The sequence below is a fragment of the Stenotrophomonas sp. S41 genome (assembly GCF_016624625.1).
GTDB lineage: Bacteria > Pseudomonadota > Gammaproteobacteria > Xanthomonadales > Xanthomonadaceae > Stenotrophomonas.
In genome coordinates, this window is sequence record NZ_JACVTV010000037.1 from 1 (window position 1) to 15845 (window position 15845).

The 15845-nt window shown below is 62.1% G+C and carries 13 protein-coding genes and 1 pseudogene; 2 read left to right on the forward strand and 12 right to left on the reverse strand.

The annotated features are described in order from the left end of the window. Positions 1–795: 795 nt before the first annotated feature. The 12 genes and pseudogenes from IAE56_RS10010 to IAE56_RS10075 all read right to left on the reverse strand — a co-directional run. Positions 796–1419 (reverse strand): annotated as a pseudogene (locus IAE56_RS10010) (type IV secretion system protein); the annotation flags it as partial. 857 nt (positions 1420–2276) lie between these two features. After that, on the reverse strand, positions 2277–3323 hold the full coding sequence (locus tag IAE56_RS10025; protein ID WP_200752436.1) for a type IV secretion system protein: 1047 nt from the start codon (positions 3321–3323) through the stop codon (positions 2277–2279). Positions 3324–3340: 17 nt separating this feature from the next. Then, positions 3341–4168 carry a hypothetical protein gene (locus IAE56_RS10030; RefSeq protein ID WP_200752437.1) on the reverse strand — a complete coding sequence of 276 codons (828 nt, stop codon included), beginning with the start codon at positions 4166–4168 and terminating at the stop codon, positions 3341–3343. Between the two features lie 47 nt (positions 4169–4215). Then, positions 4216–6681: a VirB4 family type IV secretion/conjugal transfer ATPase gene (locus tag IAE56_RS10035; RefSeq protein ID WP_200752438.1), complete on the reverse strand. Its 2466-nt coding sequence runs from the start codon at positions 6679–6681 to the stop codon at positions 4216–4218. A gap of 4 nt (positions 6682–6685) precedes the next feature. Then, positions 6686–7000: a VirB3 family type IV secretion system protein gene (locus IAE56_RS10040; RefSeq protein ID WP_108767714.1), complete on the reverse strand. Its 315-nt coding sequence runs from the start codon at positions 6998–7000 to the stop codon at positions 6686–6688. Next, the gene (locus IAE56_RS10045; RefSeq protein ID WP_108767713.1) at positions 6993–7376 is read right to left on the reverse strand and encodes a TrbC/VirB2 family protein; all 384 of its coding nucleotides are present in this window, start codon (positions 7374–7376) and stop codon (positions 6993–6995) included. The genes IAE56_RS10040 and IAE56_RS10045 overlap by 8 nt, the downstream gene beginning before the upstream one ends. A 74-nt stretch (positions 7377–7450) precedes the next feature. Continuing rightward, on the reverse strand, positions 7451–8389 hold the full coding sequence (locus tag IAE56_RS10050) for a lytic transglycosylase domain-containing protein (protein ID WP_200752439.1): 939 nt from the start codon (positions 8387–8389) through the stop codon (positions 7451–7453). 37 nt (positions 8390–8426) lie between these two features. Next, positions 8427–9461, reverse strand: a complete 1035-nt coding sequence (virB11, locus tag IAE56_RS10055) for a P-type DNA transfer ATPase VirB11 (protein WP_200752440.1) — start codon at positions 9459–9461, stop codon at positions 8427–8429. A gap of 19 nt (positions 9462–9480) precedes the next feature. Then, positions 9481–10677, reverse strand: coding sequence for a TrbI/VirB10 family protein (locus IAE56_RS21295; protein WP_200752441.1), 1197 nt, complete (start codon positions 10675–10677; stop codon positions 9481–9483). Further along, entirely contained in the window at positions 10674–11405 is a 732-nt protein-coding gene (locus IAE56_RS10065) for a TrbG/VirB9 family P-type conjugative transfer protein (RefSeq protein ID WP_108770604.1), read from the reverse strand. Before IAE56_RS10065 ends, IAE56_RS21295 begins: the two co-directional genes overlap by 4 nt. Positions 11406–11446: 41 nt before the next feature. After that, positions 11447–12397, reverse strand: a complete 951-nt coding sequence (locus IAE56_RS10070; protein ID WP_200752442.1) for a type IV secretion system protein — start codon at positions 12395–12397, stop codon at positions 11447–11449. 9 nt (positions 12398–12406) lie between these two features. Beyond that, positions 12407–12823, reverse strand: coding sequence for a hypothetical protein (locus tag IAE56_RS10075; protein ID WP_108767708.1), 417 nt, complete (start codon positions 12821–12823; stop codon positions 12407–12409). A gap of 599 nt (positions 12824–13422) precedes the next feature. On the opposite strand from IAE56_RS10075, the gene IAE56_RS10080 reads away from it, so the two are divergent. Further along, a complete protein-coding gene (locus IAE56_RS10080; protein ID WP_108767707.1) occupies positions 13423–13989 on the forward strand; it encodes a hypothetical protein in 567 nt (188 codons plus the stop codon). Positions 13990–14102: 113 nt separating this feature from the next. Continuing rightward, on the forward strand, positions 14103–15812 hold the full coding sequence (locus tag IAE56_RS10085; protein WP_325167186.1) for a type IV secretory system conjugative DNA transfer family protein: 1710 nt from the start codon (positions 14103–14105) through the stop codon (positions 15810–15812). The last annotated feature ends 33 nt before the right edge of the window (positions 15813–15845 follow it).

Genomic DNA, 15845 nt, shown 5'->3' on the forward strand with positions numbered 1-15845 from the left:
CGTGCCGTTGAAGAACATGGCCGCCATCGGCGGTGCCATGACCATCAGCACAGACATCAGCAGTCCGACATCGCCCTGCTGACCGGCAGTCGACTTTAGGCCGCCGTCATAGTCCAGCAAAACACTCGTGCCCAGATCTCGGTACCGGGAAGAAGATATGCCGAGATGATCACAATGGCCGTAAGGGCAACGACGACGGTCGCCAGCCAGACCAAGGTGCCCATTAAATGCGTCAGCGTTAGATGCGATGCAGCTTCGTAAGGCCCGGGCCGCTTGGGCCCGAGTTGAATCATACGCTTCAGGGTCGGGCGCAGCCCTCAAATAGAATCTTGCACTCAGGCGAACCGCAATTCTTCAGCGCTCTCTTGCGAACAGAGGAAAGACTGGCGGGGGCTTTGGAGTAGGTTCTATTTGCAGGCCCGACTGCTACAGCAGCACAAGAGTTAAAAAACGTCTCCACGCCCTCACAATTTGTCGAACCACGTGCCACGCAGTCTTGAATAGCAAGCTTCACCGCTTCCTGCTCGGTTTGTGCCCCCACGTACCAACCAAGCGTCTTGTCAGCTCCTCTTGCAAGGCCCCCCCATCTAACATTAGGGCGAGCGGTATCACCGACTCCATGCGCGGGCAGGAAAACTGTGTTGTACTCCTGGCTCCCTGGCTGCTGGGCGAACGCGATAGTTGAGATCGTCAGGATAGCCAACGTAGCCGCTCGCAAAAAGAATGTCATACGCCGCTGTCCTTCTTCTTATCCACATAATCCTGCTTGAAGTCCGAAGTCTGGCCCGAGCTGTTACGACCCACATTACCGAAGCTCGAGTTCGCCACGAACTGGCCCAGCGTGCCGTTGAAGAACATGGCCGCCATCGGCGGTGCCATGACCATCAGCACCGACATCAGCAGTCCAACACCGCCCTGCTGAACGGCAGCCGACTTCAGGCCGCCGCCAAAGCCCAGCGAGGCACTCATCCCAAAGATCTCGGTACCGGAAAGGATATAGGCCGTGACGATCGCAAGCGCCGTGCGGGCAACCACTGCGGTTGCCAGCGACACCATGAAGGACAGGACGGCCATCGAGAACATGGTGCCGATTCCGTACAACAACCAGCGCTTGAACAGGTCTTTGGTCTGGTCGAACAGCAGGCAGAGGATGAACAGCGGCCCGAAGCCGACGAACAGCACCAGGGCGATCTTGTAGAGCAGCAGCATGGCGCCGCCGATCACCGATGGGCCTGCAATGCCGATGCCCGTCAGCGAGGTGACGGTGCGCTGGGTTGCTGCGTTCTGGTCACTCTTGTCTACAGGCAGTGCGTCGACCAACGCGAAGATCAGACCCATGGTGCGCAGGTTGTCGTCGATCGAGTCTTGGATGTCGTCGTCATCATTGGCGACAACTCTGTGTACCTCGTTCGGCAGCATGTCGGCGAGAGATACGGTCAGGCTCACGCAGGCAAGTCACATCGGCGTGCAGCTGGAGCCTACATGAAGCTCGCCCCAGCACTGCCTTTTCTCAGGGAACTGCATATCCCTCGTAGACGATCATTCAATCAGCGCCACATTCCTTCACGGATTTCCGACGCGCCGATCGCAGCCCATCGGGAGACATAATGGCAACACGATTACTTGGATCACTCAGACTGGCTGCGACTGCGATGCAAGAGTTAAAGAACGTCTCAAATGCAACACAATTTGGTGATCCACGTGACTCGCAATCCGACTGATGTCAAACGCTGGAACATGCCCATCATCAATTATGAGTAATGCTTCCAACAGCCTGCTCGCCTAGACATACAGGGCGCTTGCAGCTCAAGGCACAGCAACCAGCAGCCAGGTTCCAATGAGCTATTAGGGGTACGCGCAGCCTGCGAAGACAATTTTGCATTCAGCGCCACAGTCTTTAAGAACCTCACGACGAGTGAACCGCTCCCCTTTTGTTGAAATCTGATACCGGCGAGCAGTTGGACCAGCGGCAATCGCAGCACAAGCGTTAAAAAACGTCTTTGAAACCTTGCAATCGTATGAGCCGCGCGCCTCACAGTCCTCAATTGCCAGTGCCCGGGCTTCCTCCTCGCTGTTCGCGGAGAATGTCCAGCCGAGATTTCGATCAGCCCCCTTCGCCCAAGCCCCCCACTTTACTGGCCTGGATGCCGCAGTATCGCCGACACCATGCGCAGGCAGGTAGACGCTATTGTACTCAGGCGTTCCTGCTTGCTGCGCTAGCGCCGTGAGTGGTGACAATAGGACCATCGCAACCATAAATCTGGATATCGCAATCACTATTCATCCCCCTTCTGATTATTTCGATTACTTGGGCTGCCACCCCTACCCACCCAATCCTGCTTGAAGTCCGAAGTCTGGCCCGAGCTGTTACGACCCACATTACCGAAGCTCGAGTTCGCCACGAACTGGCCCAGCGTGCCGTTGAAGAACATGGCCGCCATCGGCGGTGCCATGACCATCAGCACCGACATCAGCAGTCCAACACCGCCCTGCTGAACGGCAGCCGACTTCAGGCCGCCGCCAAAGCCCAGCGAGGCACTCATCCCGAAGATCTCGGTACCGGAAAGGATATAGGCCGTGACGATCGCAAGCGCCGTACGGGCAACCACTGCGGTGGCCAGCGACACCATGAAGGACAGGACGGCCATCGAGAACATGGTGCCGATTCCGTACAACAACCAGCGCTTGAACAGGTCTTTGGTCTGGTCGAACAGCAGGCAGAGGATGAACAACGGCCCGAAGCCGACGAACAGTACCAAGGCGATCTTGTAGAGCAGCAGCATGGCGCCACCGATCACCGATGGGCCTGCAATGCCGATGCCCGTCAGCGAGGTGACGGTGCGCTGGGTTGCTGCGTTCTGGTCACTCTTGTCTACGGGCAGTGCGTCGACCAACGCGAAGATCAGACCCATGGTGCGCAGGTTGTCGTCGATCGAGTCTTCGATGTCGTCGTCATCATTGGCGACAACTCTGTGGATCTCATTCGGCAGCGTGTTGGTCAGGAAGGCAGTCAGGTTCACGCCGGCGAACGACATCGAGGAAGCGGCGATGACAATGAGGAAGGCGCGCAGCGATCCCACCACCAGCGACATGAGCGAATCACGGCTGCGGCCGGTCACGATCATGAACCCCTGCATCAGCACCCACAGGGTCAGCAGGGTCAGCGCGATGCCACTGACCCACCCCATGGTGCGCGAGAGCAGCCCCGACTGGAAGCTTTCGATACGCCCATTGATGAAATCAAGCAGAATCTCAAAGAATGCCCACTGGGTGAAGCTGCTCAGATCGAAGCCCAACGCACTACCCATTATCTCGACGCTCATCGCACTGCTCCATTCACTCAGTTGCCGCCGAGACCGGACATGCCCGGAACGCTGATGCTGCCCTTGCCGTTCAAGGCATTGCGGGTAAGCGCCTCACGGGTGTTGTTGATATGCGCGACACGCGCTTCATAAGCAGACATGTAGGTGCGGTAGCGATCGCGGTCGTTGTCCATCAGTGCGGTCAGTGCCAACAACTCATTGGTGTTGTACTGCACGTTGGCGTAGTCCTCGGCCGCCAGGTTGCGGCGGCGGTCCTCGATCTGCTTCAAGCGGTCATAGTTCTTCTGGGCCCGCTCGAACATGCGCATCGAGAACCGGTACTGCGCCAGTTCGGTCTGTGCCGCGGCCATGCACAGCTGCTGCTGCTGCTGGCCCAGCGTGGTGCTTGCACCGGCCGGGCACAGCTGGTCCATGGCGGTGGCGGTGGCGGTCGGCTGGCTCGCGTTGAGCGCCTCGTCACCGGTCGGCGTGGCGATCATCTCCGGTGTCTGCGTGTCCTGGCCGTTGCGCGGCGTGATCTGCAGTTTCCGGTTGAGATCCTTCAGGTTGCCGTTGACCGTACCGTTGTCGCCGATGCGGGTCTTGATCTCTTTCAGCTGCGACGTGACGCTTCCGCCGTCGTTACCGATGTTGCCCTTGATGTCGTCCAGCCTGCGCTGCGTCTGGGTATCGTTGACCTGCCACGCGGCCATTGCGGCGCCGGTGCCCAGCAGCGAGACGATCGCCAGCGAGAGGATGACCCACTTGTTGGAGCGCGGCATGGCCAAGGAAGTACCAAACATCCGCTGCCATGCCTGGCCGAAGCTCTGCTGGCTGCCGTGCTGGCGGTGTGCTTTAGAGTTCATGGTTCACCTCTGCTGTTCTTTATGTCATCTATTGCGGGGCAGGCCGTTCAGCGCGTGGCCGCGCGGCGGTCTGGGGTTGCACTGCTGCGGGCACTGCCGCGTCCGGATCCCTTGCGGTTTTCGTAGAACGCCTGCAGCCATTCCTCTGGCGTCAGTTCATCGCGATCGACTTCCAGGCGCTGCGACTGCTCGCTCAGCACCCGGTCGAGGACTTCGATGTTGTCGGTGCTGGCACTGATGACGGCCAGGGCATCATCCATGCCCCGCAGGTTCAGCTGGCACACCGTGGAACCATGGCCCTGCTTGACCAGGAAACTGCGCGAGCGCTCATCCAGACTGACGACCACTTCAAACTCGGCCTCGGTCAACTTCAGGCCTTCCATGTAATCCTCGCGCGAGGCGCTGGGATTGGGCAGCAGGATGAAGGTCGCGGTCTGTTCGATCAGCGCGGCGGAGATGTCGCTGGCCAAGGCGTCTTCCGGGCTCTGGGTGGCGAAGATGCCCAGGCCGTTCTGCTTACGGATGGTCTTCTGCTTGTTCTTGGCAAATTCCTTCAGGGCGCCGCCGCCATCAAGGATCTTCCAGAACTCGTCCATCACGTAGATCAGCGGCCGCCCGTCGATCAGCTCTTCCAGGCGGTGCAGCAGGTAGTTGATGACCGGCACGCGCACTTCGGCGTTGTCGATGATGTCGGTGTAGTCGAAGCCGATGATGTTGGCCCGCTGCAGATCGATGATGTCGGTCGGGTTGTCGAACACCCAGCCCAGGGTGCCACTGACGGTCCACTTGCGCAGGCGCGCGTACAAGCCGTCGTCGCCCATGTTGGGCAGGCTTTTCTGGAAATTGGACATCGAGCGCAGGTGCATCGGCATGTCGAGCATGCTTTCCACCGCGCGGAAGATGTCCTCCTCCTCACGCGCGGTGTAGACGGTCTTGGCCGCCAGCACCTTGATCAGGTCGCCGAGGAACTGCACGTTTGCATCGTTGCGTTCGCACTGGAACGGGTTGAAGCCGGTAGGCCTGCCGTTGTCCAGCGCAAGGTAGTTGCCGCCACAGGCGCGTACGAAAATCTCCGCGCCGCGGTCCTTGTCGAAGAAGAAGATGGTCGGCGCCGGCTGGTATTTCTGCACCTGACTGAGCAGGAAATTGATCAGCGCCGTCTTGCCGGTACCGGACTTGCCGATGACCAGGGTATTGCCGATGGCCTTTTCACCCAGCGAGTTCTCGGCCGGATGGGTGGCGTGGAAATTGAAGTAGTACGGCTGGCCGTTGGTGGTCTGCAGTACCGTCAGGCATTCGCCCCACGGGTTGTTGTCGCGCTTGCCGGTGGCGAAGTTGTGCAGCGGCGACAGGCCCAGGAAATTCAGCGAGCTGACGTTGGCCAGCCGCGTGCGGTAGCGCCAGTTGGCCGGCAGCTGCGAATAGAACGACGAGCACACCGCCAGGTCCTCCTTGGCGGAGACAAAGCCGGCATTGGACAGTTCCGCGCGGGTGGCAGCCAGGTTCTGCGACAGCGTCTTCTGGTCGTCCGCATACAGGGCCATGATGAAGTGGTATTCACCCAGGACGAAATTGCCCGAGGCGACCTGGTCCATCGCATGGTCCATTTCGGAGATCTGGCTGACGGCCTTGTCGCCGGAGGAGATCATCATGCCCTTGGTGCGATCGAGCACCTTCAGCGCATCCTGGCGGCCCATGGGGCTGAAGGAATGGGTGATGACGTATTCGAAATCCAGGTACTTGAGGCCATTGAGGATGCCCGGGTAGGTGGCCTCGCTGTATTCCTTGATGTTGAGGATGGCGCCGTAGTGGTTGCGTCCGCCTGGGGCGTTGATGACGAAATCACCCGATTTGGCCGAGAACATGTGCCGGGCGACCGGCAGGTAGTCGCTCACCGAGGCACGCAGCACCGGCACCGGCTCATCGATGCGGTTGAGCAGGTAGCCAAAGAAGCTCAGCACTTCAGAGAACACCACGCCGTTGTCGGCTTCATACATGGACAGCCGGTGTGGTGCGTAATCCTTCAGCACCGCCTCGACGTTGCCGGCCAGTTCCATCACCTTGTTGACGGCCTGGTCCTGCTCTGACTGCAGGCGGACCAGGTCACTGGAGCGCTCGACGAACTTTTTGCCGACCATGACCGGGCGATAGATCATCGTCAGGTACAGCTCGTTCTGCATGATCTTCTGCGAGGTCAGGCGATCGTAGTACTCGTCCGACATCTGCTGGTTGAACACGTGGTCGTACTTGCTGCGGATATCCACGCGGCCACGGCGCCGGATGTCATGCACCCAGAAGGCTACGTTGACGAAATCCGGCGCCCGCAGGGTCTGCAGCATGCGGTTGAAGGTGTTGTGCTTGTGCTCCAACTCCCATTCTTCACGCCCCACGAAAGGCAGCCCATCCAGGCGCCAGACAATCAGGAAGTCGCCACCGGTCGTCTTCACCACGTGCGGGGACACGTGGGAAGAGTACGGAATGAACTCGGCGATGGAGGTGTCTGGCGCCTGCATGGGACTAATCCGTTTTCGTGTCTTGAAGGTCGGGGCGGTAGCTGTTCGGAGTGAACACCCACATGCCGTTGTGGTGCTTGACGTTCTTCACCTTGGTGCGGAAGCCCAGACGCAGGCCCAGCAACCGGAAGATCATCTCGTCCTGGCGTGCCATCTGCCGCATGACCATGATGACCACCGGCAGCAGCAGCAGGAACCACATGTCGAAGTAGAACGTCATCAGCAGGCAGCCGCCGGCGGCGATCGCAAAGGGCATGTACGGCACCCCCAGGAACATCGCCGGCCGCGTGCACCCGCGGAAGAGTGTGTCCTTACGCATACTTCATCAGGTCGAGCACCATGATGGCGCTGGTGCTGCCGGCGTTGCCGATGTTGCCGACGTTGTCGGGCAGCAGCATGTTGGCCACCTGGGCAGCGGCGCCGATCAGGAAGCCACCGATCAGGACCGGAGCCACGTCGCTGATGCGCTTGTGGTTGAAGGCGATCTGGTAGCCGGCGAAGATCACGGCAATGGTGACCACGGCGATCGAGGCAATGTTCAGCAGGCCGTTGAGGTTGGTGAAGAAGTTGGTCACGCTGGTCTGCGCACCGGAAGCATCCTGGGCGCTGGCGATGAAGGGCAGCATGCACAGGCTGGCCAGGGCAACGGCGGAGAGCGCGCGGCGGGCGTTGGTGAGGTTGGCGTCGTTCTTCATGGCGGTTCTCTTCTCTTTGATGGGAAAGGGATACAGCGTGGATGCCGGACTGCGGGGGCAGCCCTCGGGTGGTGCTAGAACACCAGCGCAGCGTCGCGCGGCGGCGCTGCAGTTGCTGGCACGGCGGACGCAGGGGCCCCCGCCATGCCGTTGGAACTGGAACCGGGTGCAGCCATCGGCTGCGCTTGCTGGGCCGCCCCCGGCCAGACATTGGGGGCACCTCCCACGGGTTGCACACGCACCGGGGCGTCGCTGGTGGGCACCTGGCCCGCCGTGCGCGGATCGGCCGCAGCCGGCGCCTGCATGGCCTGCACGGCCGCGGGTGCCTGCATCTGCTGCATCTGCTGCATCTGCTGCATCTGCTGCATCTGCTGCACCTGCTGCATCTGCTGGATCTGCTGCATGGACTGCTGCTGACCTGCCGACGCGGGGAGCAGGCGCGACAGCGCCGCCTCTTCCACACGCCGCGCCAGCCGCTCGGTCGCCTCGTCACGCACGACACGACGGTAGGTGGTGGTGCCGGCCGGTACGCCATTGCGGATGACCGGAATGGCATTGCTGGCGACGGTCTGGGTGGAGTTGCCACGCCAGGAGGTCATCACCTTGTCGACGTAACCATGGCGGAAGCCGGTGGTGAAGTTGCCGGAGTAGTAGCAGCTGAAGGCCTTGCCCCAATCGTTGCCCGAACGCGAATAGCATTCGGCCAGGATGCGCGAGCCAGCCTGCAGGTTCGGGCAGACGTTGAAGGCCTTCTCGTAGCTGTCCAGACCGTGGCGGTTGAGGTTGTAGCGATTGACCTGGGCAATGCCCAGCGAGAAGTTGTAGCCCTCACGCTCAAGCATGCGGGTGGTGGACACGGCCTCGGCCAGGTTCTTCGGCTGGCGCGCCAGGCGGCCGCCCACCACGCCGATGGCGTACGGGTTGAACGACGATTCGACGTTCACCACGTGGCGCATGATTTCGTTGGGCACCGCCAGATCGGTGCAGGCCATCATTTCCAGTCCAGGCAGCATGGCGTCCTCCTGTCGGCGTGGGCGTGGGCGTGCTGGTTCATGCGGCCAGCCCTCGCGCGGGATCGAAATCGATGCCGGTGATGAAACGGCGGCCGGCATGTGCCTTGATGTGCACCACGATATCGATGGTGAGCTTGAGCAGGCGCTTGATGACTTCAAACTCAAGGCCAGAGCCTTCGGCCGAGGCCTTGACCATCAGCGCGAGCTGGTCCCAGGTCTGGGACGTGCTGCCGGCGTGGCAACTGGTGATGGAACCGGGGTGGCCGGATGCACAGTTACGGATGAAGTAGAACGACTCATCACCACGCAGCTCGGCCAGGATGATGCGGTCCGGCTTCATGCGCAGGCAGGCTTCCATGCACGACTTGGCACTGGTGTTGCTGGTGCTCTGGCCGCCCTTGGAATACAGCAGGTGCACCACGTTGGGCTGCTGCAGGAACAGTTCGCGGGCGTCTTCAATGGTGACCAGGCGCTCGTCGTTCGAGATGTGATTCACCAGCGACTTCATGAAGGTGGTCTTGCCGCTACCGGTCGCACCGGCCACCACGATGTTCTTGTGGTACTGCACGGCCTTCTTGAAGAAGTTGGCGTAGTCGCGCTGCGCACGCAGCTCCACCAGTTCCCTGTCGTGGTCACTGAGGGTCGGCGCCTGCTCGAGAATCTCGCCGAAGAAGCCATCCTCCTCGTACTGCTCCAGCGTCTTGCCGAAGCGTGCGGGCAGACGGATGGTGATCGACACCCGCCCGGCGTCACACGCCGGCGGGATGACGAACTGGGCACGCTGGCCGGTCGGGAACGTCAACGACACCATCGGATCGGCGTCGGTGATGCGCTGCCCGGTGTTGCTCTCATTGACCACGGCGGTGCAGAACTGCCGCGCACGTTCAAACGTGAGCGACGGGACCTCCACGCGGTTCCAGCCGGACCGGGTTTCCAGGTACAGCTCGCCCGGCCGGTTGATGCAGATTTCAGTCACGTCCGACGAATGCATGTGCTCGCCGATCCCGAGGATCTCGTACTGGTATTCCAGGAAAGCGTTGGATACCCGGGCGGTGGCGGATTCAGCGTTCATTTCTGCACTGGGTCACTGCTCAGCGGATCACGGACGAGAAGTCGACGTCGCGTGCGACGTAGACGTTCACGATCGTGCCCTGGTTGATGGTCACGGTCGGCGGACGGCTCATGTTGCGCTCCACCGCCATGTTGGCCAGGCGCTCCATGGTGCGCGCGGTGGCGCTTTCATACGGGTTCTGCACGACCGCACCGTTGACCACGGTGGACGTTGCCGGGCCGTTCTCGGCAGCGGCGTACTTGAAACCGTCAGCCAGGATGCTGATCAGCAGCGAGGAGGCGATGCGCTGGCCCCAATGGGCGTTGTAGTAGCCCGGCGAACCGGCCGAACCCAGCATGTCCACGCCCGGGCTGGACATGTTGATATCCAGGCCGGTGGGGGTGGTGATGCGGTCCCAGACAATGGCGACGCGGTTGCCGATCGTGCCGTCGCCACCGTAGGAGCCCTGCACCTTCGACCCGCGCGGCAGCAGCAGGCGCTGGCCATCGACCGAGTACACCGGTTCGGTGACCACGCACGAGGTGTAGCCCGGGAAGTCGGAGATCACCCGCGCCTGCAGCACGCAGCGGATGTAGGTGCCGCGAAGCAGCAGGGTATTCGGCTTGTACAGCGGCTGTGCGCTGGTGGGACCGTCCACGACGCCACGCGATGCCGGGCCGCCCGTCGCACCCAGCGCGCCGGGGATGCCGGACGCAGGCGGCGCGCCGGCACCACTGTCAGCCTCGGCGCGGGCGTCGCCCATGCGACGTTCCACCAGGCTCGGGCCTCGGTTGGCTTCCTGGCCGCCGGTGCCATTCATCCCGCCCATGCCGAACCCTTGACCGGACGACGGGCGCTCATCGGTGACCGGCAGCGGCGGCAGGTCTTCCATCGCCGGTGCGGCCTGTGCGCTGCGCTCGGCCGGCAGGGCCGGCAGATCGCGCGGTGCCGCCGGGATGACGACTTCCTGGCGCGGGGCCTTGGCCACGGGCTCCTGCGGGGAGGACATGCCACCGGAGAAGATCCAGGCGGCCAGGCCTGCCAGCACGACGACGATGATGCCGAGGAACAGCAACGCCTTGCGATTCAGACGCTGGACGTCGTCGGCGCGCAGGTAGGGGCTGCCTTCGGTTTCATCCAGCTGCGGCTGGGCCGCGGCGCGACGGGTGTACGGGTTGTCGGCCAGGTGCGGCTCCGACGCCGGATCGACGTGGTCATTGGGAGGAATCTGATTCACTGCTCCGGTCTCCTGCGCAGGGCAATCGCATTGTCGCCGTGGCGCACGACGAGGTAGGCATAGGTGCCGTGGACGACGATCGTGTCGCCTTCCACGGTCGAGTTGACGATGAACTCATCGCCGGACTCGCTGTCACGCGCGAATACTGCCGGGAAGTTGCCGCTCGGGAACCGGCTGCGGTCGCCCATGCGGATGTAGGTGAAACTGCGGTCGTCATACACCGAGGAGGGAACCAGCCAGGTCGGCTGGCGCTTCTTGTAGGTGTAGTCGTAGCCGTAGTAGTAGTCGCGGCCCGGGACCAGCTGGGTATCGAGCGCCGACACCGGTGCATCGGGATCCTTGACCTTGGTCGCCGCAAATTCGGTGTCAGCCGGGTAGACCAGGCGCACCTTGTACTGCACGCCGGCGGCCTTGGCTTCATCCAGTGCACGCCAGCTGGTGGCAACCACCTTCAGTTCAAAGATGTAGGAGTGGGCCGCGGTGCGCACCATCAGGTTGGTGTCAACGTCGACGTTCTTCGGCTTCAGGTAGAAGACGTTCTCGCGACGGCTGATCTCCCAGCCGCCACCGAAGCCGCTGCTGTAATCGAGAATCTGCTCGTGCGGGCTCAGTTCGATCTGCGTGGTGATGCCCAAGCCGGTACGCACCTGGTAGATGCGGTCAGGCGAGTACTCGTAATCCTCGATGACCTTCGCTGCCACGGGCGCGGAGGCACCGATGCAGAGCATCAGCACCAGACCGACGCGCAGCAAAGACTGCAACGTGTTACTCATCGTCCTACTCCCCCTTGTGCTGGCGCATAGCCGGTCTGCTCGGCCGGTTGCGGCGGCAATGCGCCGTTGTTCGCTGGGCCCGGCGGCAGCGCCTGCCCGGACGGATCGGTGGTGTCTGCCGGATACGCGGGTTCCCCCGGCATGCCCGGCATCGGTGCGGTAGCGGCGGCCTGCGCCTGCGGATCAGCGGCCAGCGGCACATCGGCCGGCGCATTCGGCGTGGGCGCGAAATCGTTGTCGACGCGGTAGTTCATCACCCGGAAGCCGAGCGGATTGAGCAGACGATCTTCGTCGGCCAGGCGCAGTTCGGGATCGTAGGTGAATTCCAGCGTGGCGATCTTGTTGTCCAGCGGCTGCGAACGGCCCGTACTCTTGTCGAAGATGCTGCGCTGGAACCGCACGGTGGCACCACTGGGACGCTTGCCCTGGCCGCCGCCGATCAGCACGATGCTGGTGATGCGGACATGCAGGGAGCGCGACGCACCATAGATGCGAAAGGGCCGCTGCGGGTTGGCCTGGTTGTGCAGGTTCTGGTAGTCCGGCGCCACTGCCGGGCCGGCCATGGCCAGCGTGCTGCGCCAGTTCCGCTGGCCGATGAGCCCCGAGTCATAGGACTCGCGCGTCAGCACAAACTGCGCGACGTTGCTCTTGTTGATCGCCTCTTCGGTGGTCACGTCGCGGTCACCGAAGTTGCCGCGCAGGCGGGCGACCGTGGCCGAGCCGGTGTAGGGATCGGCGACGACCAGGTACGGCACGCGCTCCTTCAGCGGCAGGAACAGCAGGTAGCCACCGGCAAGCAGCACCGACATCAGCACTGCGCACCAGGCCACCGTCCACGCGCGGCGCTCACTGCGTCGCGCACGTTCGGCGAGCGTGATTTCGTAGCTGACGCCCTGGGATACGGCATTTTCCACTGCCGCCGTATCGGTCTTCTTCTTTCCAAACATGGGCAGTCCTCAGCGAGCAGGCGCAGTAGGCGCGATGCCGGCTGCGGGCAGCCGATCCACGCTGGTCGCACCGCCGGCCACGCTGACGATGATGCGCGACTGTTCAACCGACACCACCACGCCCTGCGATGCATAAGCGCTGGACAGCGCCGCTGCGGCTTCGACGATGCTGGTCGTGCGGATGTCGCCCACCGGCACGTACAGGGTGTAGTCGTTGGGGTGCAGGTAGGACAGCGTCATGCCACCGTCCTTGGCCCACCGGGTCAGCAGGCCCTTGAGCGTGCTGTCCACGGGCGAGGACTGGTAGACATGGCTCTGCTGCAAGGGGATGGCATGGGTGACGTCCGACAGCCGGTTGACCGGCCTCCACTTGCCACGCGGTTCGGGCGCAGGCGGCGTAACGCAACCGGCCAGGAGAACCGTCATCAACACAACAGCAACTGCAATCAAATTCCGGCTAGGCATCCTGCGGCTCACGAAATCACCATTAACGGGTTACGAATCTGTGCAAACAGACATCGGCGACGCCGAGACAACGGCATCGAAGTCTGCTGAAGGAGCTATGCGCAGCTGGAGGCCCCAGCGAACGCGTGGATTTTTGGCGCTCTGCTGGTGCTCAGCCGCGCCACGCTCGCAGGTCATCCCTGCCGCGCGTTCCCCGAATCCAAACATGTATTCATGAAACTTCCATTTCGTAGGCTCAGTCCGTTTACCGATCCAGATGATTCCGTTCCGCCGGCCTGTACCTCCCCAGTACCAAGCCGAATGGTCATCATCTACGGGGCGAAGGATATCTTCGGATTTGTCATCGCGTTGTGAACTAGATCACGCAACAGGCGAAATGAAAATGAGAACTCGATCACAAAAGTTATCCGCCGCGCTTTGAATTTCAACGGATTTTCGCGCCGCTGTCTACCTCAGACGACGAGTTTTTAACAGTCGGCATATTCCCTACAAATCTGGCAACATTCCCTCCCCCGCCCAAGGGCTGATGACTCAGCAGGTGTGAAGTGGATCAATCAAGGATGGAAGAGTTCGTCACGAACGCCGCCCTGCTCGCTGGGCACCTGACACAACAATGTGAAAAGGCGGCTGCAGCGCAGGATGCGGCTGCGGCGCAGCTGCAGCGCGCGGCGACCGAGGTCGGACAGGGCGTGGCCAGCGGCCGTGCCGAGCTGGCGCAGAGCGCACGCGCTGCAGTGCGCGAGGCGCTGTCGCAGGAAATTCCCGCTGCAGTGGAAGCCATCGGCGATACAGGTGACCGGTTGGCCGCCCTCGCCGAGCAGCTCTCCCGCCAGCAGCTGGCGATGGCGACGCGGCTGCGCATGCTGACGTGGAAGGCACTGATCGCACTGGCATTGGGTGGCGCGGCGATCGTGGGTGGCACCGCATTCTTTGCCTGGAGCAATGTGCAGCGCGCACAGCAGGCCAAGGTGGAAGCGCAGGTGCTTGAAGCCTTGGAACAGGTCTCGATCACGTCCTGCGATGGCCGCCCGTGCATCAAGCTCGAAGACGGTCTGCAGCGCTGGTCCAGGAATGACGAGTACATTCTGGTCGATACACGCAATACGGCCGCAGCGCAGAAAAAGTAATGTCTTTCCTCAGCGGCGGCGCACGCACCGCAGGGCGTGTGCAGCCGATGCTGAGCCTGTAACGAGCCATTGTCCGGGTCGAAGGAACTGCCTTGAAAACCAACCGCCTTGTCATTTCCGCCGTACTTGCCCTGGTGCTCGCCTTCGTGGGCATCTATCTGGCCAGCTACCTGTCCGTGCTGTCGCTGGGACTGGACACGCGCGTCAGCGGCTTCGGCACCTTCTTCGACTACATGCGCAACATCAACCACCCGCGCGTACAGCCCTATGCATGGCGCATCAAGGCAGCCGGGGTGGGCGCCTTCGGCTTGATGTTCCTGCTGTGGGCGGGCCTGACGATCCTGCTTTTCAGGATGCGCAGCGACAGCAACATCCATGGCCAGGCACGCTTTGCCAGCATGCTGGACCTGGCCAGCAAGGGGTTCTTCAAAACTCCCGATGACGGCATCGTGCTGGGGCAGATGAATGGCAAGCTGATGCGCCTGACCGGCCAGCAGTTCGTCATTCTTGCCGCGCCCACACGGTCGGGCAAGGGCGTGGGCGTCGTCATTCCCAACCTGCTCGATTACCGCGAATCGGCCGTGGTGCTGGACATCAAGCAGGAGAACTTCGATCTGACCTCAGGCTGGCGCCAGTCGATCGGCCACGAAATCTTTCTGTTCAACCCGTTCGCCGAGGACCGCCGCACGCACCGCTGGAATCCACTGACCTACGTGTCCAGCGATCCGGCCTTCCGCGTATCCGATCTCCAGGCGATCTCCGCCATGCTGTACCCCGATGGCGATGACAAGGACAAGTTCTGGACCAGCCAGGCGCGCAACGCCTTCCTGGCGTTCACGCTGTACCAGTTCGAACTGAAAGACGCGATGCAGCAGACGCCCTACCCGACGTTGGGTGCCATCCTGCGCCTGTCTTCGGGTGATGGCACTGAACTCAAGCCCTACCTGCAGAAGCTGAACGAGTCGCCGTTCCTCAGCGACCAGGCACGCGCGGCCTTCGCTGGCCTGCTGTCGCAGGCCGATGTCACCTTCGCCTCGATCATCGGCTCGTTCCGGGAACCACTTAATCCGTGGCTCAATCCAGTGCTGGATGCGGCCACCAGCGCCGACGATTTCCGTCTGGACGACGTGCGGCGCAAGCGCATGACGATCTACGTCGGCATCCAGCCCAACAAGCTGGCTGAGAGCCGCCTGATCGTGAATCTGTTCTTCAGCCAGCTGATCAACGTCAACACCCGCACGCTGCCCCAGAACGACAAATCGTTGAAGCACCAGTGCCTGTTGTTGATGGACGAGTTCACTTCGATCGGCCGCGTCGACATCATTTCCAAGGCCGTGGCCTACATGGCCGGCTACAACCTGCGACTGCTCCCGATCATCCAGTCGATGGCCCAGCTCGATGCGGTGTATGGCAAGGAGCTCTCGCGAACGATCATCACCAACCATGCGCTGCAGATCATCTACGCCCCGCGCGAACAGCAGGACGCAAACGATTATTCGGAAATGCTGGGCTACACCACCGTGCGCCGCAGCTCGCGCACCCATTCGCGCGGCAACGCGCGATCGGTGTCGGACAACGAGGTGCTGGAGAAGCGCGCACTGATGCTGCCGCAGGAGCTGAAGGCGATGGGCCCGGACAAGGAAATCGTGCTGTACGAAGGACTGCCCAACCCGGTGCTGTGCAGGAAAATCCGCTACTACAAGGACCGCTACTTCACCAAACGCCTGCTGGAACGTGCCGAAGTGAAGCCATTGACGCTGACCACGCCGGCAGCACCTCCCGCACCGGGATTCAACCAGGCGCGCAGCACCACCGCACCATAGCCCTGTCATCTCTGGCCGCCCTGCCGGCGGCCT

Excerpts from the sequence above, each read along its gene's own strand:
- IAE56_RS10025 (WP_200752436.1), bottom strand. The coding sequence starts at position 3,323 with ATGAGCGTCGAGATAATGGGTAGTGCGTTGGGCTTCGATCTGAGCAGC.
- IAE56_RS10030 (WP_200752437.1), bottom strand. The coding sequence starts at position 4,168 with ATGAACTCTAAAGCACACCGCCAGCACGGCAGCCAGCAGAGCTTCGGC.
- IAE56_RS10035 (WP_200752438.1), bottom strand. The coding sequence starts at position 6,681 with ATGCAGGCGCCAGACACCTCCATCGCCGAGTTCATTCCGTACTCTTCC.
- IAE56_RS10040 (WP_108767714.1), bottom strand. The coding sequence starts at position 7,000 with ATGCGTAAGGACACACTCTTCCGCGGGTGCACGCGGCCGGCGATGTTC.
- IAE56_RS10045 (WP_108767713.1), bottom strand. The coding sequence starts at position 7,376 with ATGAAGAACGACGCCAACCTCACCAACGCCCGCCGCGCGCTCTCCGCC.
- IAE56_RS10050 (WP_200752439.1), bottom strand. The coding sequence starts at position 8,389 with ATGCTGCCTGGACTGGAAATGATGGCCTGCACCGATCTGGCGGTGCCC.
- virB11 (WP_200752440.1), bottom strand. The coding sequence starts at position 9,461 with ATGAACGCTGAATCCGCCACCGCCCGGGTATCCAACGCTTTCCTGGAA.
- IAE56_RS10065 (WP_108770604.1), bottom strand. The coding sequence starts at position 11,405 with ATGCTCTGCATCGGTGCCTCCGCGCCCGTGGCAGCGAAGGTCATCGAG.
- IAE56_RS10070 (WP_200752442.1), bottom strand. The coding sequence starts at position 12,397 with ATGTTTGGAAAGAAGAAGACCGATACGGCGGCAGTGGAAAATGCCGTA.
- IAE56_RS10075 (WP_108767708.1), bottom strand. The coding sequence starts at position 12,823 with ATGACGGTTCTCCTGGCCGGTTGCGTTACGCCGCCTGCGCCCGAACCG.
- IAE56_RS10080 (WP_108767707.1), top strand. The coding sequence starts at position 13,423 with ATGGAAGAGTTCGTCACGAACGCCGCCCTGCTCGCTGGGCACCTGACA.